Raw genomic sequence first — 20,830 nt, 5'->3', positions numbered from 1 at the left:
ATCAACGAGATGAGTGCGATAATATCAACAACGTTATTGTTGATGGGGAAAACGGACGGCCGCGATTTATATTTGCCCATGGTGCAGGCGCGGATATGAATCATGATTTTATGAAGCAAGTTACCAAAGGCTTAGTGAAAGAAGGCATTCAGGTTATTCGCTTTAACTTCCCTTACATGATTAAGCGTGCTGAGGATGGTAAAAGACGTCCACCTGACCGTGCCCCTAAGCTTTTAGAAGCCTTCCAACACGTCATGAATGAGCTTGGTGATAAGCCAATTGTTATCGGTGGTAAGTCAATGGGTGGACGCATGGCGAGCTTGTTGGCTGACGATGAACAGGTTGCCGGTATTGCGTGCTTAGGATACCCCTTTCACCCACCAGGCAAGCCTGAGAAATATAAAGGTGAACATCTAGCAACGCTGAGTAAGCCTTGCCTTATCTTGCAGGGGGAGCGCGACACCATGGGAAAAAAAGAGGAGTTTGCTGAGTTTGCTTTATCAAAGAGCATAGCGGTTAACTTTCTGCCGGACGGTGATCATAGCTTTAAACCCAGAGTTCGTTCTGGCTTTACGGAAGCTCAAAATATTGCGTTAACGGTAGAAAAACTGAGCCAATTTATCCTAGAGGTCGATAATGAAAAGTAAGTATTTACTCACCTTTTGCGGGTTGTCTGGGATTCTTTCTGTCGTATTAGGGGCATTCGCAGCTCATGGGCTGAAAGCGATCTTGTCACCGTATTTAATCGGTGTATTTGAAACGGGTGTGCAGTATCAATTTATTCATACGATTGCGATTGCATTGTGCGCGATTTTAATCCATATAAATATTGGAATAAAAGCACGAAAGTATTTTTTCCTTGCCGCGATTTGCTTTATCATCGGCATCCTTTGTTTTAGTGGCAGTCTTTATGCACTCGCTCTCACCGGAATAAAATGGTTCGGGCCTATCACTCCGTTTGGTGGTCTATTCTTTATTTTCGGCTGGGGTTTGTTTACTGCCGCAGCACTACAGTTAAAAGAGGTTAACAAGTGAAACACGTCATGCTCTATTGCCGCTCTGGTTTTGAAAAAGAGTGCGCAGGTGAAATCCAAGATAAAGCGAACCATTTAGAAGTGTTTGGCTTTCCTCGTGTAAAGAAAAATACTGGCTATGTGCTGTTTGAGTGCTATCAAGATGGCGATGCAGCCAAGCTAGTCAAAGCGATTGATTTCCAATCACTGATTTTTGCACGTCAGATGTTTGCCGTGGCTCTTGAATTTAGCGAGTTGCCAACCGAAGATCGTATCTCACCGATCCTTGAGCAGCTTAGTGGCGTAGAAGGTTTTCCGCGCTGTGGCGATCTTCGAATTGAAACGCCTGACACCAATGAAGCGAAAGAGCTGCTGAAGTTCTGTCGAAAATTTACCGTTCCAATGCGTCAAGCGATGCGTGGGAAAGGGCTACTGTTTGCGAAAGATAACCCAAAGAAGCCAGTGCTACATATCTGTTTTATCGCATCAGGCCATTGTTACGTTGGCTTTTCTAATGCTAATAACAACTCTAAGTTCTTTATGGGCATCCCAAGATTAAAGTTCCCTTCGGATGCGCCGAGCCGCTCAACGTTGAAACTGGAAGAAGCGTTTCATGTTTTCATTCCTCGTGATGAGTGGGATGAGCGTTTAGCTTCTGGCATGTGGGGTGTTGATTTAGGAGCGTGTCCAGGCGGTTGGACTTACCAATTGGTTAAGCGCTCGATGTTCGTTCATGCGGTTGATAACGGTATGATGGCGGATAGCCTAATGGAAACAGGTCAGGTGAAACACCATCAAGCTGATGGCTTTAAGTTTGAACCAGACCGTAAGAATATCACCTGGCTTATTTGTGACATGATTGAGAAGCCATCACGCGTGGCGCAGTTAATGGGTGAGTGGATCATCAGTGGTTGGGCTAAAGAGGCGATATTTAACCTTAAGCTGCCAATGAAAGGCCGCTACGATGAAGTTTTGCAAGATATTGAGAACTTGAAGATTTTCTTAGAAGAGAACAATGTGAAGTTTAAACTTCAAGCCAAGCATTTATATCATGACCGTGAAGAGATCACTGTTCATGTTCAGTGCTTATCGAATATCTCCGCGCACTAAACGTCGATTTTCTTGTTATAAAAGGGCTGATTATTCAGCCCTTTTTAGTTCAGAATCTTTCATTACATTATCCATCGCACGCATCGATTGATCAAAATAGGGGTTGTAGGTCGTCCTTGCGAAAATCTTGTTCTCTTCTACATAACCTCGCCCTGAAAACCATACCTCTTCACCCGCTTCACAGCGTTGTTGCTTCTCAGAACCTTGACCATTTTGACAGATCTTATTTTTCCCTTTTTCTCCATACTCTATATTTTCAGGTGAAAATAACATAGCCATATGGGAGCCTGAGGAAATCTTTAGATCGTTCCTTCTCATGGAATAGGAGGTTGAGCGAGTGTCCGATTGAGCTTCTTCACCTAGCCATATTAGGTGACTTGAAGGATTCATCATTTTGCTAGAAAACTGCTCAGCTGAATAGTTAGAATCAATAACGCTGTCATACTCACTCAAAATCATGAAAACAGGGTGATTGTAGGTCGACGTTGATAGAAGCTGTTCGACCAATTGGGTTGTTTGGTGATAATTAGCCACGCCGTTCATAGCAAGCGAGTTATAACGTAAATAATTATCCTCAAGGTTTCTGGTTGCCCATGACGTAAAGTGCTTAGCCAATGAAGCAAATTGAGTGAAAAAAGAGACGGGTTGATAGGCTGGGGCGAAAAGGAGCAGCCCTTGAATGTCATTATCTGTTATCGCATATTGTGTCACAAGATTAGCACCGGTTGAGTAACCCCCTAACCAAATATTCATCTGCTTCTGTTTTAAGAGTGTTACATGGTGAGAAACGATCGCTTGCCAATCATTCAGTTCCGGTAGGGTAAGGTCAGCGGGTTTACTTCCGTGACCAGGTAGCAGTACCGTTCGAACCAAGTAGCCTTGTTCTGCTAAGTGTTCGGCGACATCGACAAATGAGTAAGGGCTATCCCCCAATCCATGGACAAGCAGCACCGCTTTCCCGTTAGGTTTTAAAGGAAGAACTTCTTGAGGCGCAATGCGTTCTATTTCACTCAGTTTGTCATTGGTGAAAAAATATCGGTGCTGACTTAACCAGGCTTTGGTTTCTGACTGGTAAAGGGAAAAGCTGGCTTGTTGATAGTCGGGAAGATCTGTTGAAGGTTCAAATAAAGCGGGATCGGATACGTCTTCACATCCAGCAATAGTAAACAATGCGATGAGTAACAAACTAAGTCGACTCAAGTTAGTAAGCATTGTTTTTGTCCGCATATTAGTCACCTGTTATTAATAATTATTATCAATATTTTCAGTTAGTTTAGCCTAATAAGCGTGAACTAAGTTAACTGGATTTACGATAACGAATATCTTGAAGGTTAAAGCCGAGTTCAATGTCAGTTTTCAGTGCGCAGACAATTTTGCAGGTACGCGCCGTGTCAATATGTTCATCAAACTTCTTACGGTACTTTTTAGGTAAATCTTCCGCTAAGTAAGCTGTCTCAATATCTGGGTATAAATTAAGGATTTCTTTCGCCGCCTTTGGTCCAACACCAGGGATACCCGGAACTTGACTTGAGCTTATTCCAGTTAGCCCCCAGTAATCTGAAAGTTGGCTTGGCTTAACCCCAAACTCTAGTTCAATGAAAGGCGCATCTAACCAACGGTGCTGAAAGTAATCGCGGATTTGCAATGTTGGGGAGAGTAGCTGGCAATACCCTTTATCAGTTGAGATGACCGTTACTTTTTCACCGTGTTCAGCAACCTTGACGGCTAACGTTGCCACTAAATCATCCGCTTCATCTCCATCAGATAACAGTGAATCTATGCCTAGATCCCACCATGCTTGTTGGATTTTATCTAACCCGTGAAGCAGCGGTTCTGGCATTGGTTTGCGGTTTTCTTTATAGCGAGGAAGGACTTCTGCCCTCCAGCCTCTATCTTGTAAATGATGGTCAAACACCGCGATGATATGCGTTGGTTCAGCTTCATTGATGATTCTATTTAAGGTACGGCTGGTGGTCTCTATTGTTCTTGTGATATCAGCAGGGTCTGGCTGGGCTGAATGGACGCGGCGAATGAGGTTAAGCGCATCAATGATCACAAGGTGTATAGACATAACGTTCCAAAAAATAAGGGCTTATTCAGCCCTTATTGTAATGAATCAATCGTAGATTGCTACTATTGGCGAAGAGTTGAAGTCTCTATCCTTTGTCGCCATCGGATGTTGCGATTTGATAGCAAGGAACATAGTCACTACCGCCGGGTAATTTCATTCGATGTTGATCAACGAAATCATTGAGTAGCTTATCCATTTTTTTCATCAGCACAGCGTCACCGTTGATGGTGAATGGCCCATGACGTTCAATTTCTTGGATACCTTCCGCCTTAACATTCCCGGCAACAATACCAGAGAAGGCTTGTCTCAGAGCCGCTGCTAAGTTCTCAGGTTGTTGATCAAGGTGCAGGTCTAAACTTGCCATGCTCTCATGGGTAGGCTCAAAAGGAAGCTGAAATTCAGGCGCAATCTTTAGAGACCAGTTAAAGCTATAGGCATCTCCCGTCTCTTTTCTGTGCTGTCTAACATCAGGCATCGCTTGGCTTAAGATCTGTGCGGCTTTTTCTGGGTCATCAATAACAATCTGATAATGCTTTTGTGCCTCTTTGCCTAGAGTATCGCCGATAAATTGATCAATAGAGCGGAAGTATTCTTCGCTCTCTTTTGAACCCGTTAGCACAATAGGTAGAGGTTGGTCTGCATTATCAGGGTGCATCATAATACCGAGGATATAGAGCAGTTCTTCAGCGGTGCCCGGACCACCTGGGAAAATAACAATGCCATGCGCCATGCGAACAAATGCTTCTAAACGCTTCTCAATGTCGGGCATGATGATCAATTCATTCACGATTGGATTTGGCGGTTCAGCAGCTATAATGGATGGCTCTGTGAGCCCCAAATAACGACGTTCTTCGTATCGTTGTTTCGCGTGCCCAATTGCGGCTCCTTTCATTGGGCCTTCCATCGCACCCGGACCGCAACCTGTACAGATATTGAGTTCCCGAAGCCCTAATTCGTGTCCGACTTCTCGAGTATATTGATATTCGGTTGGGTTAATTGAGTGACCACCCCAACACACAACTAGATTAGGTTCGATACCCGGCGTAAGCGCCCCTGCATTGCGTAATATACCAAACACTAGGTTGGTTATATGGGCAGGGTTGGTGAGGTTAAGGCGCTGGTTATCAGCTAGGTGCATATTGACGTAAACAATATCACGCAGTACGGAAAACAAGTGTTCTTGGATGCCTTTAATGATGTTCCCATCAACGAAGGCATGATCGGGAGCATCGTTTAATTCAAGTTTGATTCCTCGCTCCCTACGGACCACATTGACATCAAAGGAGCGGTATTTTTCTAGTAATTCTTTGGAATTATCGGTATGGCTACCAGAGTTTAGTACGGCTAGAGTACAGTTTCGATACAGCTGATATATATCGCTTGAAGCGGTTTTTTTAAGGCGCTCAACTTCAAGTTGAGAAAGCAGATCCATGCTGCCAGCAGGGCTAATATGAGTGATCATAGTCGCCTCCTTTTATTGAGAGAATAACTCGTTAGAGAACAGACACACCACGTCAAAACATAAAGGTGTATCTATTATCTTAGCAAAGAAATTCCGTATGTAACTATTTGAAAACATTTAAATCAATAAAAACGTGCTACGGGATTAACGTTGGTGCAAGAAAAGTGAAAGGTTGTGAACTCGGGTATTTGGTGAATATGCTGAGAATGGAATGGATGAAGCTGTAGGTTTGGCTGTGGATTCTTTAACGTTTATTTCCAAGCGATTTGATTATTCCCTAGGTTCTTTGCTTCCATTAAATTGAGGTTGATACGTTCAAGAACTTCTTCTGGAGTGTCTGCTTCTTTAAAGAGTGTGCTACTTGCGGAAAGAGTAATAGTAATACTCTTATCCTTAAACTTAAATGGCAGTTTACTGACTTGCCTCTGTATGGTTTGAATGATCTTGTAGCATTCATTGTCTTCACGCTCAGGCAGCAAAAGAATGAACTCTTCACCACCAAATCGAGCTACGGTATCGGTGTCTGAGATTTCTTTTGAAATGGTCCGAGCGATTATCTTTAATGCCTTATCGCCAGCGACATAGCCAAAACTGTCGTTGATCGCTTTAAACTTATCAATATCAAGCAGAACAATTCGTAGGTTATGTTGTGCTCTGATCCAACGACGATATTCCAACTCTACCCGATCATTAAATGCGGTTCGATTGTAAACCTTAGTGAGAGGGTCAAGTAACATTCGTTTTGCTTGATCATCTAAGCGACGGCGATGATCTTGAGTCAACTCCGATAACGCTTCTAACTGTTGCTTTCCATATCCCATACGTTCGATGAGAGCCTGCTCACGCTGCTCTGCGTGGCTTAACCGTTCAGATAACGCGGCCAGTTGAGAAAGCAGTGGGGTCATTTCTTGTTTAACAGTGGCGATATCATCAGAAGCGTCGAGGGTCGATTTGGATTTGACCACCAAGGCATCGAGCTCTTGATTCATATTTTGGCGCTGTTCAAAGTAACTTTGGCTTTGATCGACACTCTGTTCCGTACTTTTCAGTGTAGAAGAGAGAGAGGAATTGACTTGCTCGAGGAATTGCTCAGAGGTTTTACGCTCGAAGTTAGTGCCATCAATAACCAATTTCAGCACTTGTAAAGTCAGCTCAAGCAGTGATTGGGTTGAAACACCAATGAGCAGTTTAGCTCGTATATCGATTAACAGATCACCAGACTCGCCTTCAAAGTCTAATTCTGTAATCAGGTGCTGAAGTTCATCTGATAAACGAGTCAGTAATTCTTTGTCTGCTGCATTGTTTATTTCGGTTAGCGCGGTATCTGGGTTTGAGGTGATGATTTTAATCGCACGCTCATAGATAGTGAGCAGCTGTAAGGCATGGGTAGAATTCTTTGGGTCTTGGGCACCAGAGTAGCTAAGGAGATCTCTTAAATCACGTTTTAATCTAGGCGGTAACCCAGTCACGCGCAAGAGCGTTTCTCCACTGTGCTTGACTTGTGAATCGAGCTGAACAGTCTTTTTTTCCATAGCCAACGTCTGTTGTTTCAGCATTCTCTCTAATACGGCCAATCGCGGTATTAGCGTGCTGATATCTTTTTGTTGCTCAAGGGCATGGCGCAATTCTGCCAAGTTAGTGCTTAGTTTCGAATTTTCTTCGCCACAAGCAAAACTTAGAGATGCAACAATACGCTTAAGAACGTTTTGTTCTCTTTTAAATTTGAACGATGAATCTCGTTGTGTCAAACGAACTTGTTCCAGTTCGATTTTTAGCTTCTGAAGCTCTGATTCTAATTCTTTTTCGAGAACGCCCATGCAAACTTAACTATAAGCTGATTAAAAAAAGATCAAATATGATCTTATTAACTAATTCATCGATAATAACAAAATAAATCATTACGTCACTGAATCTAATGCTTGAACGCTCAGGTTTTACCCATCTTTTAATAGTTTTTTGATGCTGTCCTCATTCTTGTAAGAAGAATGCACTTTAATTAACCCTTGATTGATCGAATGTTTACACGCTTTTCTTATGTTCCCTGTTGCAAGGCTTGCTGCGGGAGCATTTTCTATCGCCTTTAAATAGACCCATTGGCTTGAATGTTCTTTCATACTTAATGTACGAGCTACACTTGTCGACATGAGTAATATATCAATCAACTCTTTATCACTAATTGCTGTATAAGCTCGTGGCAAGAAGGGATAGTCAGCGATGCCAATTCGAACGATTCTGGTCATGTCATACTCAGACTCAAACTCTTCTATCCAACTTTGGACTTTATTAAACAGTTGCTCGGTATCACTGTTCTCCTCGTTTTGAGGTTCAATATAGAGAAGGTTAGCATCCGAGAAATGATAGATACGAGCAGGAGCGATGATTTTTGATTTTAGAAATGTTCCAAACGCGGCCTCAAGCTTCAGTCCATCTTGATAACCATGCTGTAAATACATATTACGTAAAAAAGGAATATCAATAAGGACGAATTTCAACCGATCATTGAGTGGCTCATTGATCAACTCCCCTGACTGCCATTGTTCAAACTGATGTCGATTTTGTGCAAGCGAGGTTGGTAGCCTGTCATTGAGCATACGCAAATTGGGTAATGTTGAGCGAGAGTGAGTAAACAATGCATCATTGAGCGTGGTGTTATCTGAGTTCAGTCTTTGTATTACGTAGCCTCGACGCAATAGCACAATAAAAATCAACACCCCCATCGCAAACAGTGCCCATGAAATTCGACGAGTTTTAATGAATTTATCGTGTGTTTCTTTGAGTTCTTCTTTTTGCCCAGCAAGGTGGAGTGTTTGTTCGACAAACTCTTTTTGCTGACGAAATGCTTCTTCATTGATCTGATTAAGAGACTGCTGTTGAATGCGCGAAAGGGAGTTGAACTGTTTTAGGTTCTCAAGCGCTTTTGCGAACTTTCCTTTCTGTTCGTAGCCAAGGTAGAGAAGTTGATAGGCTTGGGTTTGAATCGTGATATCTTTAAGTTCAATGCCTAACTCAAGCGCCTCGTTAGCATAAGCATAAACCAGTACTGGCTCTTTCTTGTGGTACGCCAACCCTGCATTGAGAAGAAGCGCTTCAGCTTTTAGGTGAGGGATTTTTGCATATTCAAGCAAGTTTTCCGCACGATTCAAATACTGCTCAGTTAACGAGAAATTGTAGAGTTGTAGATAGGTTGCTGCGAGTGAGAGACGAATATCGATAACGTTTTCTATCTTGTTGATCTTTCTCTCATGATCAATCACGTTAAAGTAGTGAACCAATGCGAGATTATATTTTGATTGTTGGAAGTAGATATCACCCATCTGCTTTAAAACCTCAGCAAGAATGGTGGAGCTTTGGTAATTGTCATAAAAATCAGCGGCCTGAGAAAGGTGTCTCAGTGCAGTGTCATAGACCTTTCTCTCATAAAAAACTTGAGCAAGTAGTCGGTTTACCTCTGCAATTTGAGCGCTTGAATTATCTTCAATTGCTTGCCAGTAACTAATCAAAAGCTGTGATAGAGCGCGATTATAGAGCTTATGATTGAGGTAGTGCTGCCCTACGGCAATATGGTAATCAATATAGGTCGATCTCGATTTGAGAGAGTCGACATAAGGTTTTACTTTGGCAAAGTATTGATTGGCTAAATCGATATGGCCATCGTAAGACGCCACATCAGCCTTGAGCATGAAAATCTTATAATAGATAACACGAGCAAATTGATCGGCGTGTTTGATAGCACTGTATCTTAGTTGAATATCTTCAATAGCTTGATTGGTTTGTTGCGAATTGCGCGTTTGTAACCACGAGAGCCTAGTGTGGAGAAGTCGTACACTCAGCCCGAGATAGTGTAAACGGTGTTTCTCCGCCAGTTGTTCTGCCTCTTCTAAGCGAGTATTCGCTGCAGGGATGTTACCAAGGTTATATTCAGCTTGTGCAAGAATGGTTAATGCATCAATGGTACTGGTTGGTGTGCGAATCGTACTGTCACTTTCATCACGGTTCATCGCTGATGGGATTTCGCTCTGATCCGTATTCAGTTTACGCTGTGATAGATAATTGAGCGTTAGTGCTTTAGATTGCGCTGGCACGATATCTAGAAAGCTGCTCGCTTCATTTAAGATTGCCGAAGAGTAAAGAGTAGCATTGGCAATACTTGAAACTAAGCAAGCAATTAAGCAAAAGGCTAGGTAAGTCGCTCGCTTCCAGCGCATTGGTAACATCCTATTTGATTCCTTATTGACGGGCCATGCGCTTGTTATGGGCTGGCTTAGCATTTTCTGATGAACGGTAAGGATTAATGTCTAGGCCACCACGACGTGTATAGCGTGCGTATACCGTTAACTTGCTCGGCTGACAATATTTCATGATATCGGTGTAGATTCGTTCAACACACTGCTCGTGAAACTCGTTGTGCTCTCTAAAAGAGACGAGGTATCGTAACAGAGCTTCGCGGTTAATTTGTTGACCTTGATATTGAATCTCAACACTGCCCCAGTCTGGTTGGTTGGTAATTAGGCAGTTAGACTTTAATAAGTGGCTATGCAGTGCTTCTTCAACCACTTCTTCACTTGTTGACCCTTCTAAAAGCTTGTCATCGAAATCGTAACTATCAATTTCAATGTCTTGATCATCAATGCAATCACCCGCCATCGAAACAATAGTTTGCCCTGTGTAATCCGTAACAGGGAAAATATTCAAACTAACGGCCTCTCCAGCGCAGTCAGAGAGATCGGTTTGAAGGCGTTTAGTCACTTCTTCCCAGCTATCAAACTTAGTCTGATTGTAGCTATTAAGATAAAGTTTAAAAGACTTTGATTCAATTAGGTTTTTACTTGTTGCAGGGATGGCGATTTCGCCAACGGCAACTTGGGGTAGACCATTGCTATTTAACCAAGACAACTCGTACATGGTCCAAATATCACAGCCTTGAAATGGCAGACTCTCACCAAGGTCTAAATCATCCCGATTCAAACTTCTTGGTACCGGTTGCAATAAGCTCACATCATATTGATTGGTGTATTGCGTCTTTTGGCCTAACGTCAGGCCCGCAAGCTCTTTGGCATCAGAATATTTGCTCATACTTTGTCTTAAATTAGATTAGAATGGCGAGAATTTTACGCAATCCCCATCGAACTGTCATCAAATGATGTGCCACTTCGATGGCTTTCTTTACTCATATTCTGGAGACATCAATGACTTCTCATGCCTCTCAAGCGCTTTTTTCATTTAGCCAACGGTATTTAGATGCGTATCAAGTCGCGCATAACTCTCTTCCTCAAAACGAAGACCTATTTGAGTTAGTGTCACCATGTGTTGAAAAAAAACTGCAAGATAGTGTGCTATGGAAAGCATTCCCTCGCGAAAATAATGCGGATCTTTCGAATGTAGAAAAGGGCATTGAATTAACATTACATGAGGACATTGTTGCGTTTTATTGTAGCCAATACAGTGCTGATATGAACGCCACATGGGAAGGTAACGAGCTAACGTTATTACAAGTGTGGAGCGACGACGACTTTGTCATGCTACAAGAAAACATTCTAGGGCATCTCGTGACACAACGCCGTTTAAAATTAAAACCGACTGTCTTCATCGCTGCGACCGACGCCGAGCTAGATGTCATCTCCATCTGTAACCTGTCAGGTAACGTGGTTTTAGAACGCCTTGGAACGGATAAGCGCGATGTTTTGGCCAATGATATCGTTGAGTTCTTAACGAAATTAGAGCCTGCGGTGTAACTGATGATTGGAAATAAATAATGTACGTCGTTGAATTGCAATTCGAGTGTTTTGATAACACAACGGTAAGCGCTGTTGATAAAGCCGTGAATGGCCTGATGGATGCCTTTCGATACAATGGGCAAGTGCTTGGTCGTGAATTCCCTATTGTAATGGGAGAGGGCGAGTTCTATGTTCGCGCTGTTTGCCCAGAGCAAGATAGCTTGCACCCTAAAAACCACTCTGACTTTGTTAAGGTTTGTTTTAATCGTTTATCAGAAGCGAGTCTACTCGCGCCTAAAATGAGATTACTGGGTAGAGACCTAAACTCTGAAGAGACAGCGGAAGAAGAGACGCCAAGCTGGCAAATTCTATACACCACTTTTGTTCATACCTGTTCTCCGTTAAGAAGTGGCGAGACATTGTTGCCTATTCCCCTTTATCGTAACCCCGCGACCTTTAATGGCGATCATAAAGCGCTGATCAAGTGGCAAACGGAATGGCAAGCGTGCGATGAAATTCAAATGGCAGGCAGTTGTAAAGCAGAGCATGCGACTCAAGCTGAGATCTGTAATGTGGATAGCCTACTGTTTCGTCGTGGTTGGGATTTAAGAGGCCGCATTGAGTTTCTAACTAAAGTGCCGACTTACTACTATCAATATAGAGTAGGTGGAGAGAGCTTAGCTAAAGAGAAAGAACGTAAGTGCCCTAAGTGTGGAGGTGAGTGGTTACTGGATGAACCGGCTCACGATATGTTCCATTTCAAGTGTGATGATTGTCGAATTGTTTCCAACATATCTTGGGATCAGATTAAAACTTATCATTCTTAATCGTTTACAAGAGCGGTAGAACTTCTCTGTCGTTCATATTGTAGATAACAAAAAGCCGATACATTCTCACTGCAATGAGTGGAAAGTATCGGCTTTTTTGATTGTATTACTTAGATTAAAGGCGTTTTACTTTTGAAAGCAAAAGTGATTACCAACCTTTAACTACGCCACCTTTGAAGATTTCTGAAGCGGCTTGGTACACTTCTTCAGTTTGGTATGCTTTAACGAAGTTCTGAACGTTTTCTGCATCTAGGTTATCTTCACGTGAAACGATTAGGTTTACGTATGGAGACTCTTTGTCTTCAACGAAGATACCATCGTTTTGTGGTGTTAGGTTGATAGAGCTTGCGTACGTTGTGTTGATGATAGAAAGCGCTACGTCATCCAGTGAACGAGGAAGCTGTGCTGCGTCTAGTTCAACAATAGTGATGTTTTTAGGGTTCGTTACGATATCGCGAACGGTAGCCAGTAGACCAGCGCCTTCACGTAGAGTAATTAGACCTTGTTGCTCTAGAAGAAGTAATGAACGACCTAGGTTTGTTGGATCGTTTGGAACCGCAATACGTGCACCATCTTCGATTTGATCAACCGACTCTACTTCTTTTGAGTAGCCCGCGATTGGGTATACGAAAGTGTTACCCGCGATTGTGATCTTGTAGTTACGATCAATCACTTGCTGATCAAGGTATGGCTTATGTTGGAAAGCGTTAAGATCGATAGAACCATCATCCAGCGCTGCGTTAGGAGTTACGTAATCAGTGAAAGTAACTAGCTCAACATCAAGACCGTATTGCTCTTTAGCAATTTTAGCTGCTACTTCTGCTACTTGAGCTTCTGCGCCAGCCATAACACCAACTTTAATTTTGCTGCTGTCTTCTGCTTTATCGCCACAACCTGCAAGAACAAGTGCAGACGCTGCTGCTGCGATGGTTAGTAAACCTTTAAGGCTAAATTTCATGATTATCTCCTTATTAAAAAATGAATATTGTGTAATTCGCTGCTTTTACTCGCGAGCTCTTTTAAATTTTTATCTGTGACACTTTTTATCAATAACTAACTGTATCAATGATTAGCGTTATCGATGATCAACTCGGCGTACAATTGCATCGCCAATAGATTGAATAATTTGTACCAGTACAATTAGCATAACGACCGTAACACCCATGATGACAACATCATAACGGTGGAAGCCGTATCGAATAGCAACATCACCGAGACCGCCGCCGCCAACCGTTCCTGCCATTGCTGAATAACTCACAAGTGTTACTAAGGTAATAGTGACTGAGTTAATAATGGTAGGCAGTGCTTCCGGTAATAGAACTTTGGTAATAATTTGTGTTGGTGTTGCACCCATAGACTGCGCTGCTTCAACAAGCCCTGTTGGTACCTCTAAAAGAGCACCTTCAATTAAGCGTGCCACAAAAGGAATCGCGCCGATTGTCAGTGGAACAATCGCAGCCGTTGTACCAATAAATGTGCCTACGAGTAGCTTAGTGACCGGAATAATCGCAACCATAAGCACCAAGAAGGGCACTGAACGGCCGATATTAACGATCGCACCTAAGACAGCGTTGAGTTTCGTGTTCTCAAGTAAACCGCCTTTTTTCGTGGTGTGCAGAATAACCCCTAGAGGGATACCAATGCCGAAACCAACGATACCTGCAACACCGACCATGTAGATGGTTTCCCATGTTGCACCTAGCAGTAGGTTTCCATTTAGGCTAAGCCATTCCATTACGTTATTAAAGGACATAACCAAGTACCTCTACTTTTACTTTATGCTCACGCAGGAACTCAATGGCTGCGTTGTCGTCTTGTTCGTTACCAAATAGCTCAGCGACCATCATGCCGAACTTAACACCGCCCGCGTAATCGAGGTCCGAACTTAGAATGCTTACGTCGATATTGAATTTACGAGAGATTTGAGACATCAAAGGCGCATCAACCGTTTCGCCCGTAAACTCTAAGCGAACTAATGGGTAACTACCTTCAACACGCGTTTCTTGTAGGCGAACTTGATAATCTTCTGGAATCGTCAAATCTAAGGTTGAACGGATAAACTCGTGTGCAAGCTCTGTTTTAGGGTGAGCAAATATCTCACCAACAGTGCCTTTCTCAACCAGTTCACCATCACCGATAATCGCCACTTCGTGACAGATACCTTTCACCACATCCATTTCATGTGTGATCAGTAGAATCGTGATTTTTAGTTTGTTGTTGATTTCACGTAGCAGCTCTAAGATTGACTGCGTCGTTGCTGGATCAAGCGCACTGGTTGCTTCATCACATAGTAATACCTTTGGATCGGACGCCAATGCTCGTGCGATAGCAACACGTTGCTTTTGACCACCACTTAAGTTCGCTGGGTAGGTATCACGTTTATCCGCTAAACCAACAAGCTTTAGCAGCTCGCTAATCTTTTCTTCAATGTGTTGTTTGCTTTTTCCGGCCAATTCTAGTGGCAACGCGATATTGTCAAATACCGTACGAGATGAAAGCAGATTAAAGTGCTGGAAGATCATGCCGATGTTACGACGAGCTTCGCTTAGCTCTGACTTACTTAACTTAGTTAAGTCCACGCCGTCGACGATAATAGAACCTGTCGTTGGCGCTGATAGCATATTCACACAACGGATCAGGGTGCTTTTCCCTGCACCTGATGAGCCAATGACACCAAAGATAGTGCCTTGCTCGATGTGAAGGTTGATGTCTTTTACCGCGACAATTTCTTTTGTACCTTGGTAAAAAACTTTATTTACTTGATTTATCTCAATCATTTTCTTTCCTGTGCAGGGACAACAGAATAATATTTTGAACTGTATCTCATTTAGCAGAGGATGCTATGGCTTTCACAGAATCAAGTCAATAGATATTTTTACGTCTAGACGTCTAAACGTTCATTTGTGCTAGTATCAAAAGTAATTAGATAGTGATGAAAGAAATAAAGCGTGCGATAATTCTAGGCAATATAGAGTAAGTGAGAATGAATTTTGGCTAAACTAGCAGTGTTTTTAGACCGAGACGGCGTGATTAACGTGGATCATGGTTATGTTCACGACGAACACTCCTTTGAGTTTGTTGAAGGGGTTTTTGAGGCAACTAAGCAACTTCAAGATATGGGGTATATGCTTGTATTAGTCACTAACCAGTCAGGTATTGCACGAGGCATGTTTGATGAAGAGCGATTCCTTTCACTCACTCAGTGGATGGATTGGAACTTTGTTGACCATGGTGTTGAATTTGATGGCTTCTATTATTGCCCCCATCATGCTGAACATGGCGTGGGTAAATACAAAGAAGAGTGTGAGTGCCGAAAGCCAAAACCAGGCATGTTTATATCAGCAAGAGACTTCCTCAAGATTGATATGGCGAAATCCATCATGGTCGGTGACAAAGCCGAAGATATGATGGCGGCAGAAGCAGCTGGTGTTGGCACTAAGATTTTGGTTCGTACGGGCAAGCCTGTTACGGACAAAGGTGAAGCCTTAGCGACCACCGTGCTCGATAGCATCAGAGATGTCCCCGCTTATCTATCGAAGTAAGAGGTCGCCTAGCGGCCTTTTTTATTTGTTGCTTCGAACTAGAGCAGATAGAGAGGCAAGATAAGATAAAGTTTGGAGGGAACAATGCGGTTACGAATGTTTTTTCTTTTGGCCTTAGGGCTAAGCTTAATGGGTTGCTCGCAATCTTCAGTTAATGAGATGAAGATTGATGAGAGTCTTTATCACACTTATCGTTGTCAGTCTGATATGAGTTTTGATGTCGCCTATATCCCAGACAGTGAAATTGCGGTGTTGCGTGTTGAAGAGATGGAGTACGCGTTAATTCAAATCCGCTCAGGTTCGGGTACTCGCTATATTCTTAATGATGGCACTGCGGAGGTAACAAACCCTGTTACGTTACGCACAAAAGGCGATGAAGCTCGTTTAGAATATAATCAGCAAGTTTACAAAAACTGTAAAACACAATAAGTTATCTACCATCAGTCTATTGAGCTTATCTCCACAACAGGAGAATAAAGCCCAATAGGTGACACATCCATTTCTTGTTGCCGATGAGTTATAGGTTCACCGGTGTACTTTCCCTTTGCCGACTTCTTTCAAATAGTATGACCAAAAAACTCACAATTCATGACATAGCAAAGCTTTCTGGGGTTGGGAAATCAACCGTTTCACGAGTATTGACGAATGATCCGAAAGTGAAACCTGCGACACGAGAAAAAGTAGAGAAGATCATTCAAGAGTCTGGCTACATTCCCTCTAAGTCTGCTCAGTCTATGCGTGGTGGAAGTCAGAAGGTGGTGGGAGTGATTATTTCTCGCCTTGATTCTCCGTCTGAGAATAAAGCGGTGGGAAGTATGTTAAGTACACTTTATGAAGCAGGCTACGACGCTGTGATCATGGAGAGTCAGTTTGACAGAGAAAAAACCAATGAGCATTTGGATGTATTAAAAAAGCGTAACGTTGATGGCGTGATTGTTTTTGGCTTTACCGATTTAGATACAGAACAGTTAGAACACTGGCAAGGACGATCGGTTGTTATCGCTATGGATACCGAGGTCACGTCATCGATCAATTACGATAATTCCGGTGTCATTTATCATGCTCTGCAGTATTTAACGGATCTTAACTTAAATGAGATTTCGTTTATTGGCGTTGATCCTAGTGATAAAACAACTGGGAAACTGCGTTTAGATTCTTACCTGACGTGGTGTCAGTCTCATCAGATCACCCCTGTTTATCAAACGGGTCAATTGCATCATGAAAGCGCTTATCAACTGGTGGATAAAGTACTCGTTGACTCGACGCAGGCCATTGTGTGTGCCAGTGACACTCTTGCTCTTGGGGTAATAAAGCGACTTCAAGAACTAGGGCGTGAAGATGTCATGGTAACGGGTGTTGGTGGTAATGAGCTACTTTCGTTTCTTTTCCCCAAAGTACATAGTATTGATCCTGGCTACACTTTGGCTGGGCAACAAGCAGCTAACTTGTTGATCTCTCATGTAAATGGTAACCAGGATCTGGTTCACCTCACTCAGAATCCGATCATTTCTTAACTCATTAATTTCTAGTTGAATTAAAATTATACTGTGATCACACTCAATTAATGGGACTGTTCCCATTTTGGTTTTTGTTTGCATCTGTCATTATAATCTTAAGTTATGGGAATGTTCCCATTTTGTGGTGGTAACAAAATTAGAATCAAGTAAGACTCCAATAGGGTGGACAAGGATATGGGCAAGATAGCGAGACAAGACGTTGCGCGTCTTATACAACTGGTCGGCGGTAGCGATAATATAGCGAGTGTTAGTCACTGCTTAACGAGACTCCGATTTGTATTGAATGATACAGATAAAGCGGATGAGAAAGCACTTGAGGAACTCAGTGTCGTTAAGGGGTGCTTTACGAATGCAGGGCAATTCCAAGTGGTCATTGGAACTGAAGTTGATGAAGTGTACGCCATCCTAATCGAACTGTCTGGTAAATCAGAGTCTTCAAAAGACGATTCAAAGTTGGCGGCTCGTCAGAATATGAACATTCTAGAGCGCGGTATTTCTCACCTAGCCGAAATTTTTGTCCCATTGCTTCCTGCCATTATTACTGGTGGTCTTATTCTGGGTTTCCGTAATGTGATTGGTGACATCAAGATGTTTGATGGTCAGTCTCTCACGGAAATCAGCCAATTTTGGGCGACAGTGCACTCGTTTTTATGGTTGATTGGTGAAGCGATCTTCTTCTTCTTACCGGTTGGTGTTTGTTGGGCAACAGTGAAAAAACTCGGTGGTACGCCTATTTTAGGTATCACATTGGGTGTCACGTTAGTGTCTCCTCAGCTAATGAATGCTTATCTTATTGGTAAGGAGGTGCCAGAAGTCTGGGACTTCGGGTTGTTCGTTATTGAAAAAGTGGGTTATCAAGCACAAGTTATTCCTGCCATGCTTGCTGGTGTTGCATTGGCCTTTATCGAAACTAATTTAAAACGTATTGTTCCTTCTTACCTTTACCTTGTTGTAGTTCCGTTTGTTTCGATCATTCTATCTGTTGTACTTGCTCATGCGTTAATTGGCCCATTTGGCCGAGTGTTAGGTAATGGCGTTGCATTTGCCGCAAAAGCAGCCATGACTGGAGATTTTGCGATTATCGGGTCGATGGTGTTTGCGTTTCTTTACGCACCTCTAGTTATTACTGGTATTCACCACACAACCAATGCAGTCGACTTACAACTCATGCAAGATCTCGGTGGCACGCCAATCTGGCCATTGATTGCACTGTCAAACATTGCACAAGCGTCTGCGGTTGTTGGGATCATTATTATCAGTAAAAAACATGGCGAGCGTGATATCTCAGTTCCTGCTGCTATCTCTGCATACCTTGGGGTAACTGAACCGGCAATGTACGGGATTAACTTGAAATACAAATTTCCAATGCTGAGCGCAATGGTGGGCAGTGCACTGGCTGCAGCAATATGTGGCAGTGCAGGTGTGATGGCGAATGGTATTGGTGTTGGTGGCTTGCCGGGTATTTTGTCGATTCAACCACAATACTGGGGTATCTACGCAATCGCAATGCTTGTTGCCATTCTTGTTCCTGCAGCACTGACGCTGTTCTTCTACAAACGAGCACAGTTAAAAGGTGAGCTAGAGCCTGTCAGCGCTTAATTATATTCAGTACGTTAGATTGGAGTGGTGCTTTTACCACTCCACTTTTTAGTTTATTTGGTAAGTGAGCCTATTAATGACAACGATTATTCAAGATAAAGAGTGGTGGAAAAAAGCGACGATTTATCAAATCTACCCAAAAAGCTTTTGTGATAGTGGCAATAAAGGAACGGGAGATATTCAAGGAATCATCTCCAAATTAGATTACCTTAAATTGCTAGGTGTTGATGCGATTTGGTTGACGCCGATTTACGATTCTCCAATGATCGACAACGGCTATGATATTGCTGATTACTACACTGTTAACCCAGACTTTGGCACCATGGCCGATTTTGATGAGCTATTGAAACAAGCGCATCAACGTGGGATTCGAATTGTTATGGATATCGTGGTCAACCACACTTCAACGGCCCATCAGTGGTTTCAATCGGCGCTTGGCGATGTAAATAGCCCTTACCGTGATTTCTACATTTGGAAAGATCCCGTTAAAGGCGATATTCCAAATAACTGGCAATCAAAGTTTGGTGGCAGTGCTTGGGAAATGGATGAAAAGACGAGTCAATACTACCTCCACCTCTTTGCTAAAGAACAAGCGGATCTCAATTGGGAAAACCCTAAGGTTCGTGAAGAAGTTAAACAGGTCATTAGTTTCTGGGCTGAAAAAGGTGTGGACGGTTTCAGGCTCGATGTCATAAACCTTATTTCCAAACAGCAAGATTACGCCAGTGATGATGTAGGTGATGGACGACGTTTTTATACTGATGGTCCCCGTGTTCATGAATACCTACAAGAGATAAGCGAAGCGGTATTTCAGAAGTATGGCAGCGTTACCGTAGGTGAAATGTCATCAACCACACTAGAACATTGCCAGCAGTACTCTTCAAATGATGGAAAAGAGTTATCGATGGTGTTCAATTTTCATCATTTAAAAGCGGATTATGAAAACGGAGAAAAGTGGACTAATGCTCCGTTTGATTTTCTGCAACTTAAACAGATTTTTAATCATTGGCAAACGGGTTTAAACGGTAAAGGATGGGGCGCACTGTTTTGGTGTAACCACGACCAGCCTCGTGTTGTTAGCCGATTGGGGAACGATACTGAATATCGACTAGAATCTGCGAAGATGTTGGCCGCATCGGTCCATATGATGCAAGGGACACCGTACATATACCAAGGTGAAGAGATAGGAATGACCAATCCTGGTTATACGGAATTATCTCAGTACCAAGATGTTGAAAGTACCAATATGTACGACATCATGGTGAACCATCAAAGTACAAGTCATGATGAGATGATCAAAATCCTCGCACAAAAATCTCGTGATAACTCTCGTACCCCGATGCAGTGGGACACCTCTGAGTTTGCGGGTTTTTCTAAAGGGTTACCGTGGCTTGAAGTTGCTAAGAATTACCTAGACATCAATGCCAATCAGGCCGTTGATGATCCGAATTCCGTGTTCTATTTCTACCAGAGGCTGATTCAGCTACGTAAAGAGGTCGATGTCATCACATCAGGTAGCTATGTTGACTTATTCCCCGAGCACAACGCGATTTTCGCTTATCAGAGGAAATCAGATAAACAGACGTTGATCTGCTTAAATAACTATTATGCAGATGAGGTTGAGTGTGTGTTGCCAGAGCATTTAAACGTAGAAGGTGCTCGCTACTTATTAGGTAACTATCTATTAGGTGATTATTTATTAGATAAGGGTGTAGGGGGTGAGAGTAGCGCGGTTTCTCGCCACCAAGTGCTTAAACCTTATGAAACGAAGATTATTTTGATTGAGTCTTAGTATCTAGCTAGATGCCCCCAATTAGATACGATGAATGTTTGAATCAATCGTTTAGGTCTCGAGTAATCGAGGCCTTTTTTATTCGCTAGAATTCTTTCTTTCCAGAAACAAAAAAAGCCAACTCAATGAGTTGGCTTTCGATTCTTTTTAAGAATATGGTGGGGGGGGACGGATTCGAACCAT

At 42.7% G+C, this 20,830-nt stretch carries 19 protein-coding genes; 10 read left to right on the top strand and 9 right to left on the bottom strand.

Annotation, left to right across the window (positions count from 1 at the left end; genetic code table 11):
- Positions 1–23 precede the first annotated feature (23 nt).
- From KP803_RS18840 to rlmM, 3 genes are read left to right on the top strand one after another with little or no spacing between them, the layout of a single operon-like run.
- On the top strand, positions 24–647 hold the full coding sequence (locus KP803_RS18840) for an alpha/beta fold hydrolase (protein ID WP_248010477.1): 624 nt from the start codon (positions 24–26) through the stop codon (positions 645–647).
- Positions 637–1,035, top strand: a complete 399-nt coding sequence (locus KP803_RS18835) for a DUF423 domain-containing protein (RefSeq protein WP_248010398.1) — start codon at positions 637–639, stop codon at positions 1,033–1,035. Before KP803_RS18840 ends, KP803_RS18835 begins: the two co-directional genes overlap by 11 nt.
- A complete protein-coding gene (gene rlmM, locus KP803_RS18830; protein WP_248010397.1) occupies positions 1,032–2,123 on the top strand; it encodes a 23S rRNA (cytidine(2498)-2'-O)-methyltransferase RlmM in 1,092 nt (363 codons plus the stop codon). Before KP803_RS18835 ends, rlmM begins: the two co-directional genes overlap by 4 nt.
- Positions 2,124–2,153: 30 nt before the next feature.
- On the opposite strand, the gene KP803_RS18825 is transcribed toward rlmM, so the two are convergent.
- The 6 genes from KP803_RS18825 to queF all read right to left on the bottom strand — a co-directional run bounded on the left by KP803_RS18825 (position 2,154) and on the right by queF (position 10,729).
- Positions 2,154–3,350, bottom strand: coding sequence for an alpha/beta hydrolase (locus KP803_RS18825; protein ID WP_248010396.1), 1,197 nt, complete (start codon positions 3,348–3,350; stop codon positions 2,154–2,156).
- Between the two features lie 70 nt (positions 3,351–3,420).
- Positions 3,421–4,194, bottom strand: coding sequence for a flap endonuclease Xni (gene xni, locus KP803_RS18820; RefSeq protein ID WP_248010395.1), 774 nt, complete (start codon positions 4,192–4,194; stop codon positions 3,421–3,423).
- A gap of 85 nt (positions 4,195–4,279) precedes the next feature.
- Positions 4,280–5,656, bottom strand: a complete 1,377-nt coding sequence (gene ppnN, locus KP803_RS18815; RefSeq protein WP_248010394.1) for a nucleotide 5'-monophosphate nucleosidase PpnN — start codon at positions 5,654–5,656, stop codon at positions 4,280–4,282.
- Between the two features lie 251 nt (positions 5,657–5,907).
- Entirely contained in the window at positions 5,908–7,473 is a 1,566-nt protein-coding gene (locus tag KP803_RS18810) for a GGDEF domain-containing protein (protein ID WP_248010393.1), read from the bottom strand.
- A 117-nt stretch (positions 7,474–7,590) separates the two neighbouring features.
- Positions 7,591–9,861: a tetratricopeptide repeat protein gene (locus KP803_RS18805; protein ID WP_427916971.1), complete on the bottom strand. Its 2,271-nt coding sequence runs from the start codon at positions 9,859–9,861 to the stop codon at positions 7,591–7,593.
- Between the two features lie 22 nt (positions 9,862–9,883).
- Positions 9,884–10,729, bottom strand: coding sequence for an NADPH-dependent 7-cyano-7-deazaguanine reductase QueF (gene queF / locus KP803_RS18800; RefSeq protein ID WP_248010391.1), 846 nt, complete (start codon positions 10,727–10,729; stop codon positions 9,884–9,886).
- Positions 10,730–10,842: 113 nt separating this feature from the next.
- Between queF and syd the strand changes: the two genes are divergently transcribed.
- A complete protein-coding gene (gene syd, locus KP803_RS18795; RefSeq protein WP_248010390.1) occupies positions 10,843–11,388 on the top strand; it encodes a SecY-interacting protein in 546 nt (181 codons plus the stop codon).
- A gap of 20 nt (positions 11,389–11,408) precedes the next feature.
- Positions 11,409–12,197 (top strand): Zn-ribbon-containing protein, encoded by a 789-nt coding sequence (locus tag KP803_RS18790; protein ID WP_248010389.1) that lies wholly within the window; start codon positions 11,409–11,411, stop codon positions 12,195–12,197.
- Positions 12,198–12,345: 148 nt separating this feature from the next.
- Here the strand turns inward: KP803_RS18790 and KP803_RS18785 are convergent, their stop codons facing one another.
- From KP803_RS18785 to metN, 3 genes are all read right to left on the bottom strand, one after another.
- A complete protein-coding gene (locus KP803_RS18785) occupies positions 12,346–13,155 on the bottom strand; it encodes a MetQ/NlpA family lipoprotein (RefSeq protein ID WP_248010388.1) in 810 nt (269 codons plus the stop codon).
- Positions 13,156–13,272: 117 nt separating this feature from the next.
- Positions 13,273–13,950, bottom strand: coding sequence for a methionine ABC transporter permease (locus KP803_RS18780; protein ID WP_248010387.1), 678 nt, complete (start codon positions 13,948–13,950; stop codon positions 13,273–13,275).
- Positions 13,940–14,974, bottom strand: a complete 1,035-nt coding sequence (gene metN / locus KP803_RS18775; protein ID WP_248010386.1) for a methionine ABC transporter ATP-binding protein MetN — start codon at positions 14,972–14,974, stop codon at positions 13,940–13,942. The genes KP803_RS18780 and metN overlap by 11 nt, the downstream gene beginning before the upstream one ends.
- Positions 14,975–15,187: 213 nt before the next feature.
- Between metN and gmhB the strand changes: the two genes are divergently transcribed.
- The 5 genes from gmhB (at position 15,188) to treC (ending at position 20,647) form a co-directional block, all read left to right on the top strand.
- Positions 15,188–15,739 carry a D-glycero-beta-D-manno-heptose 1,7-bisphosphate 7-phosphatase gene (gene gmhB / locus KP803_RS18770; RefSeq protein WP_248010385.1) on the top strand — a complete coding sequence of 184 codons (552 nt, stop codon included), beginning with the start codon at positions 15,188–15,190 and terminating at the stop codon, positions 15,737–15,739.
- Positions 15,740–15,823: 84 nt separating this feature from the next.
- On the top strand, positions 15,824–16,168 hold the full coding sequence (locus KP803_RS18765; RefSeq protein ID WP_248010384.1) for an MliC family protein: 345 nt from the start codon (positions 15,824–15,826) through the stop codon (positions 16,166–16,168).
- A 137-nt stretch (positions 16,169–16,305) separates the two neighbouring features.
- On the top strand, positions 16,306–17,253 hold the full coding sequence (gene treR / locus KP803_RS18760; protein ID WP_248010383.1) for a trehalose operon repressor TreR: 948 nt from the start codon (positions 16,306–16,308) through the stop codon (positions 17,251–17,253).
- 177 nt (positions 17,254–17,430) lie between these two features.
- Entirely contained in the window at positions 17,431–18,855 is a 1,425-nt protein-coding gene (gene treB / locus KP803_RS18755) for a PTS trehalose transporter subunit IIBC (protein ID WP_248010382.1), read from the top strand.
- A gap of 76 nt (positions 18,856–18,931) precedes the next feature.
- Entirely contained in the window at positions 18,932–20,647 is a 1,716-nt protein-coding gene (gene treC, locus KP803_RS18750) for an alpha,alpha-phosphotrehalase (RefSeq protein WP_248010381.1), read from the top strand.
- Positions 20,648–20,830: the final 183 nt, after the last annotated feature.

The organism is Vibrio amylolyticus, assembly GCF_023145695.1.
Classification (GTDB): domain Bacteria; phylum Pseudomonadota; class Gammaproteobacteria; order Enterobacterales; family Vibrionaceae; genus Vibrio; species Vibrio amylolyticus.
The sequence above is the reverse complement of the archived record's forward strand: the minus strand, read 5'-3'. Positions and strand labels throughout refer to the sequence as shown.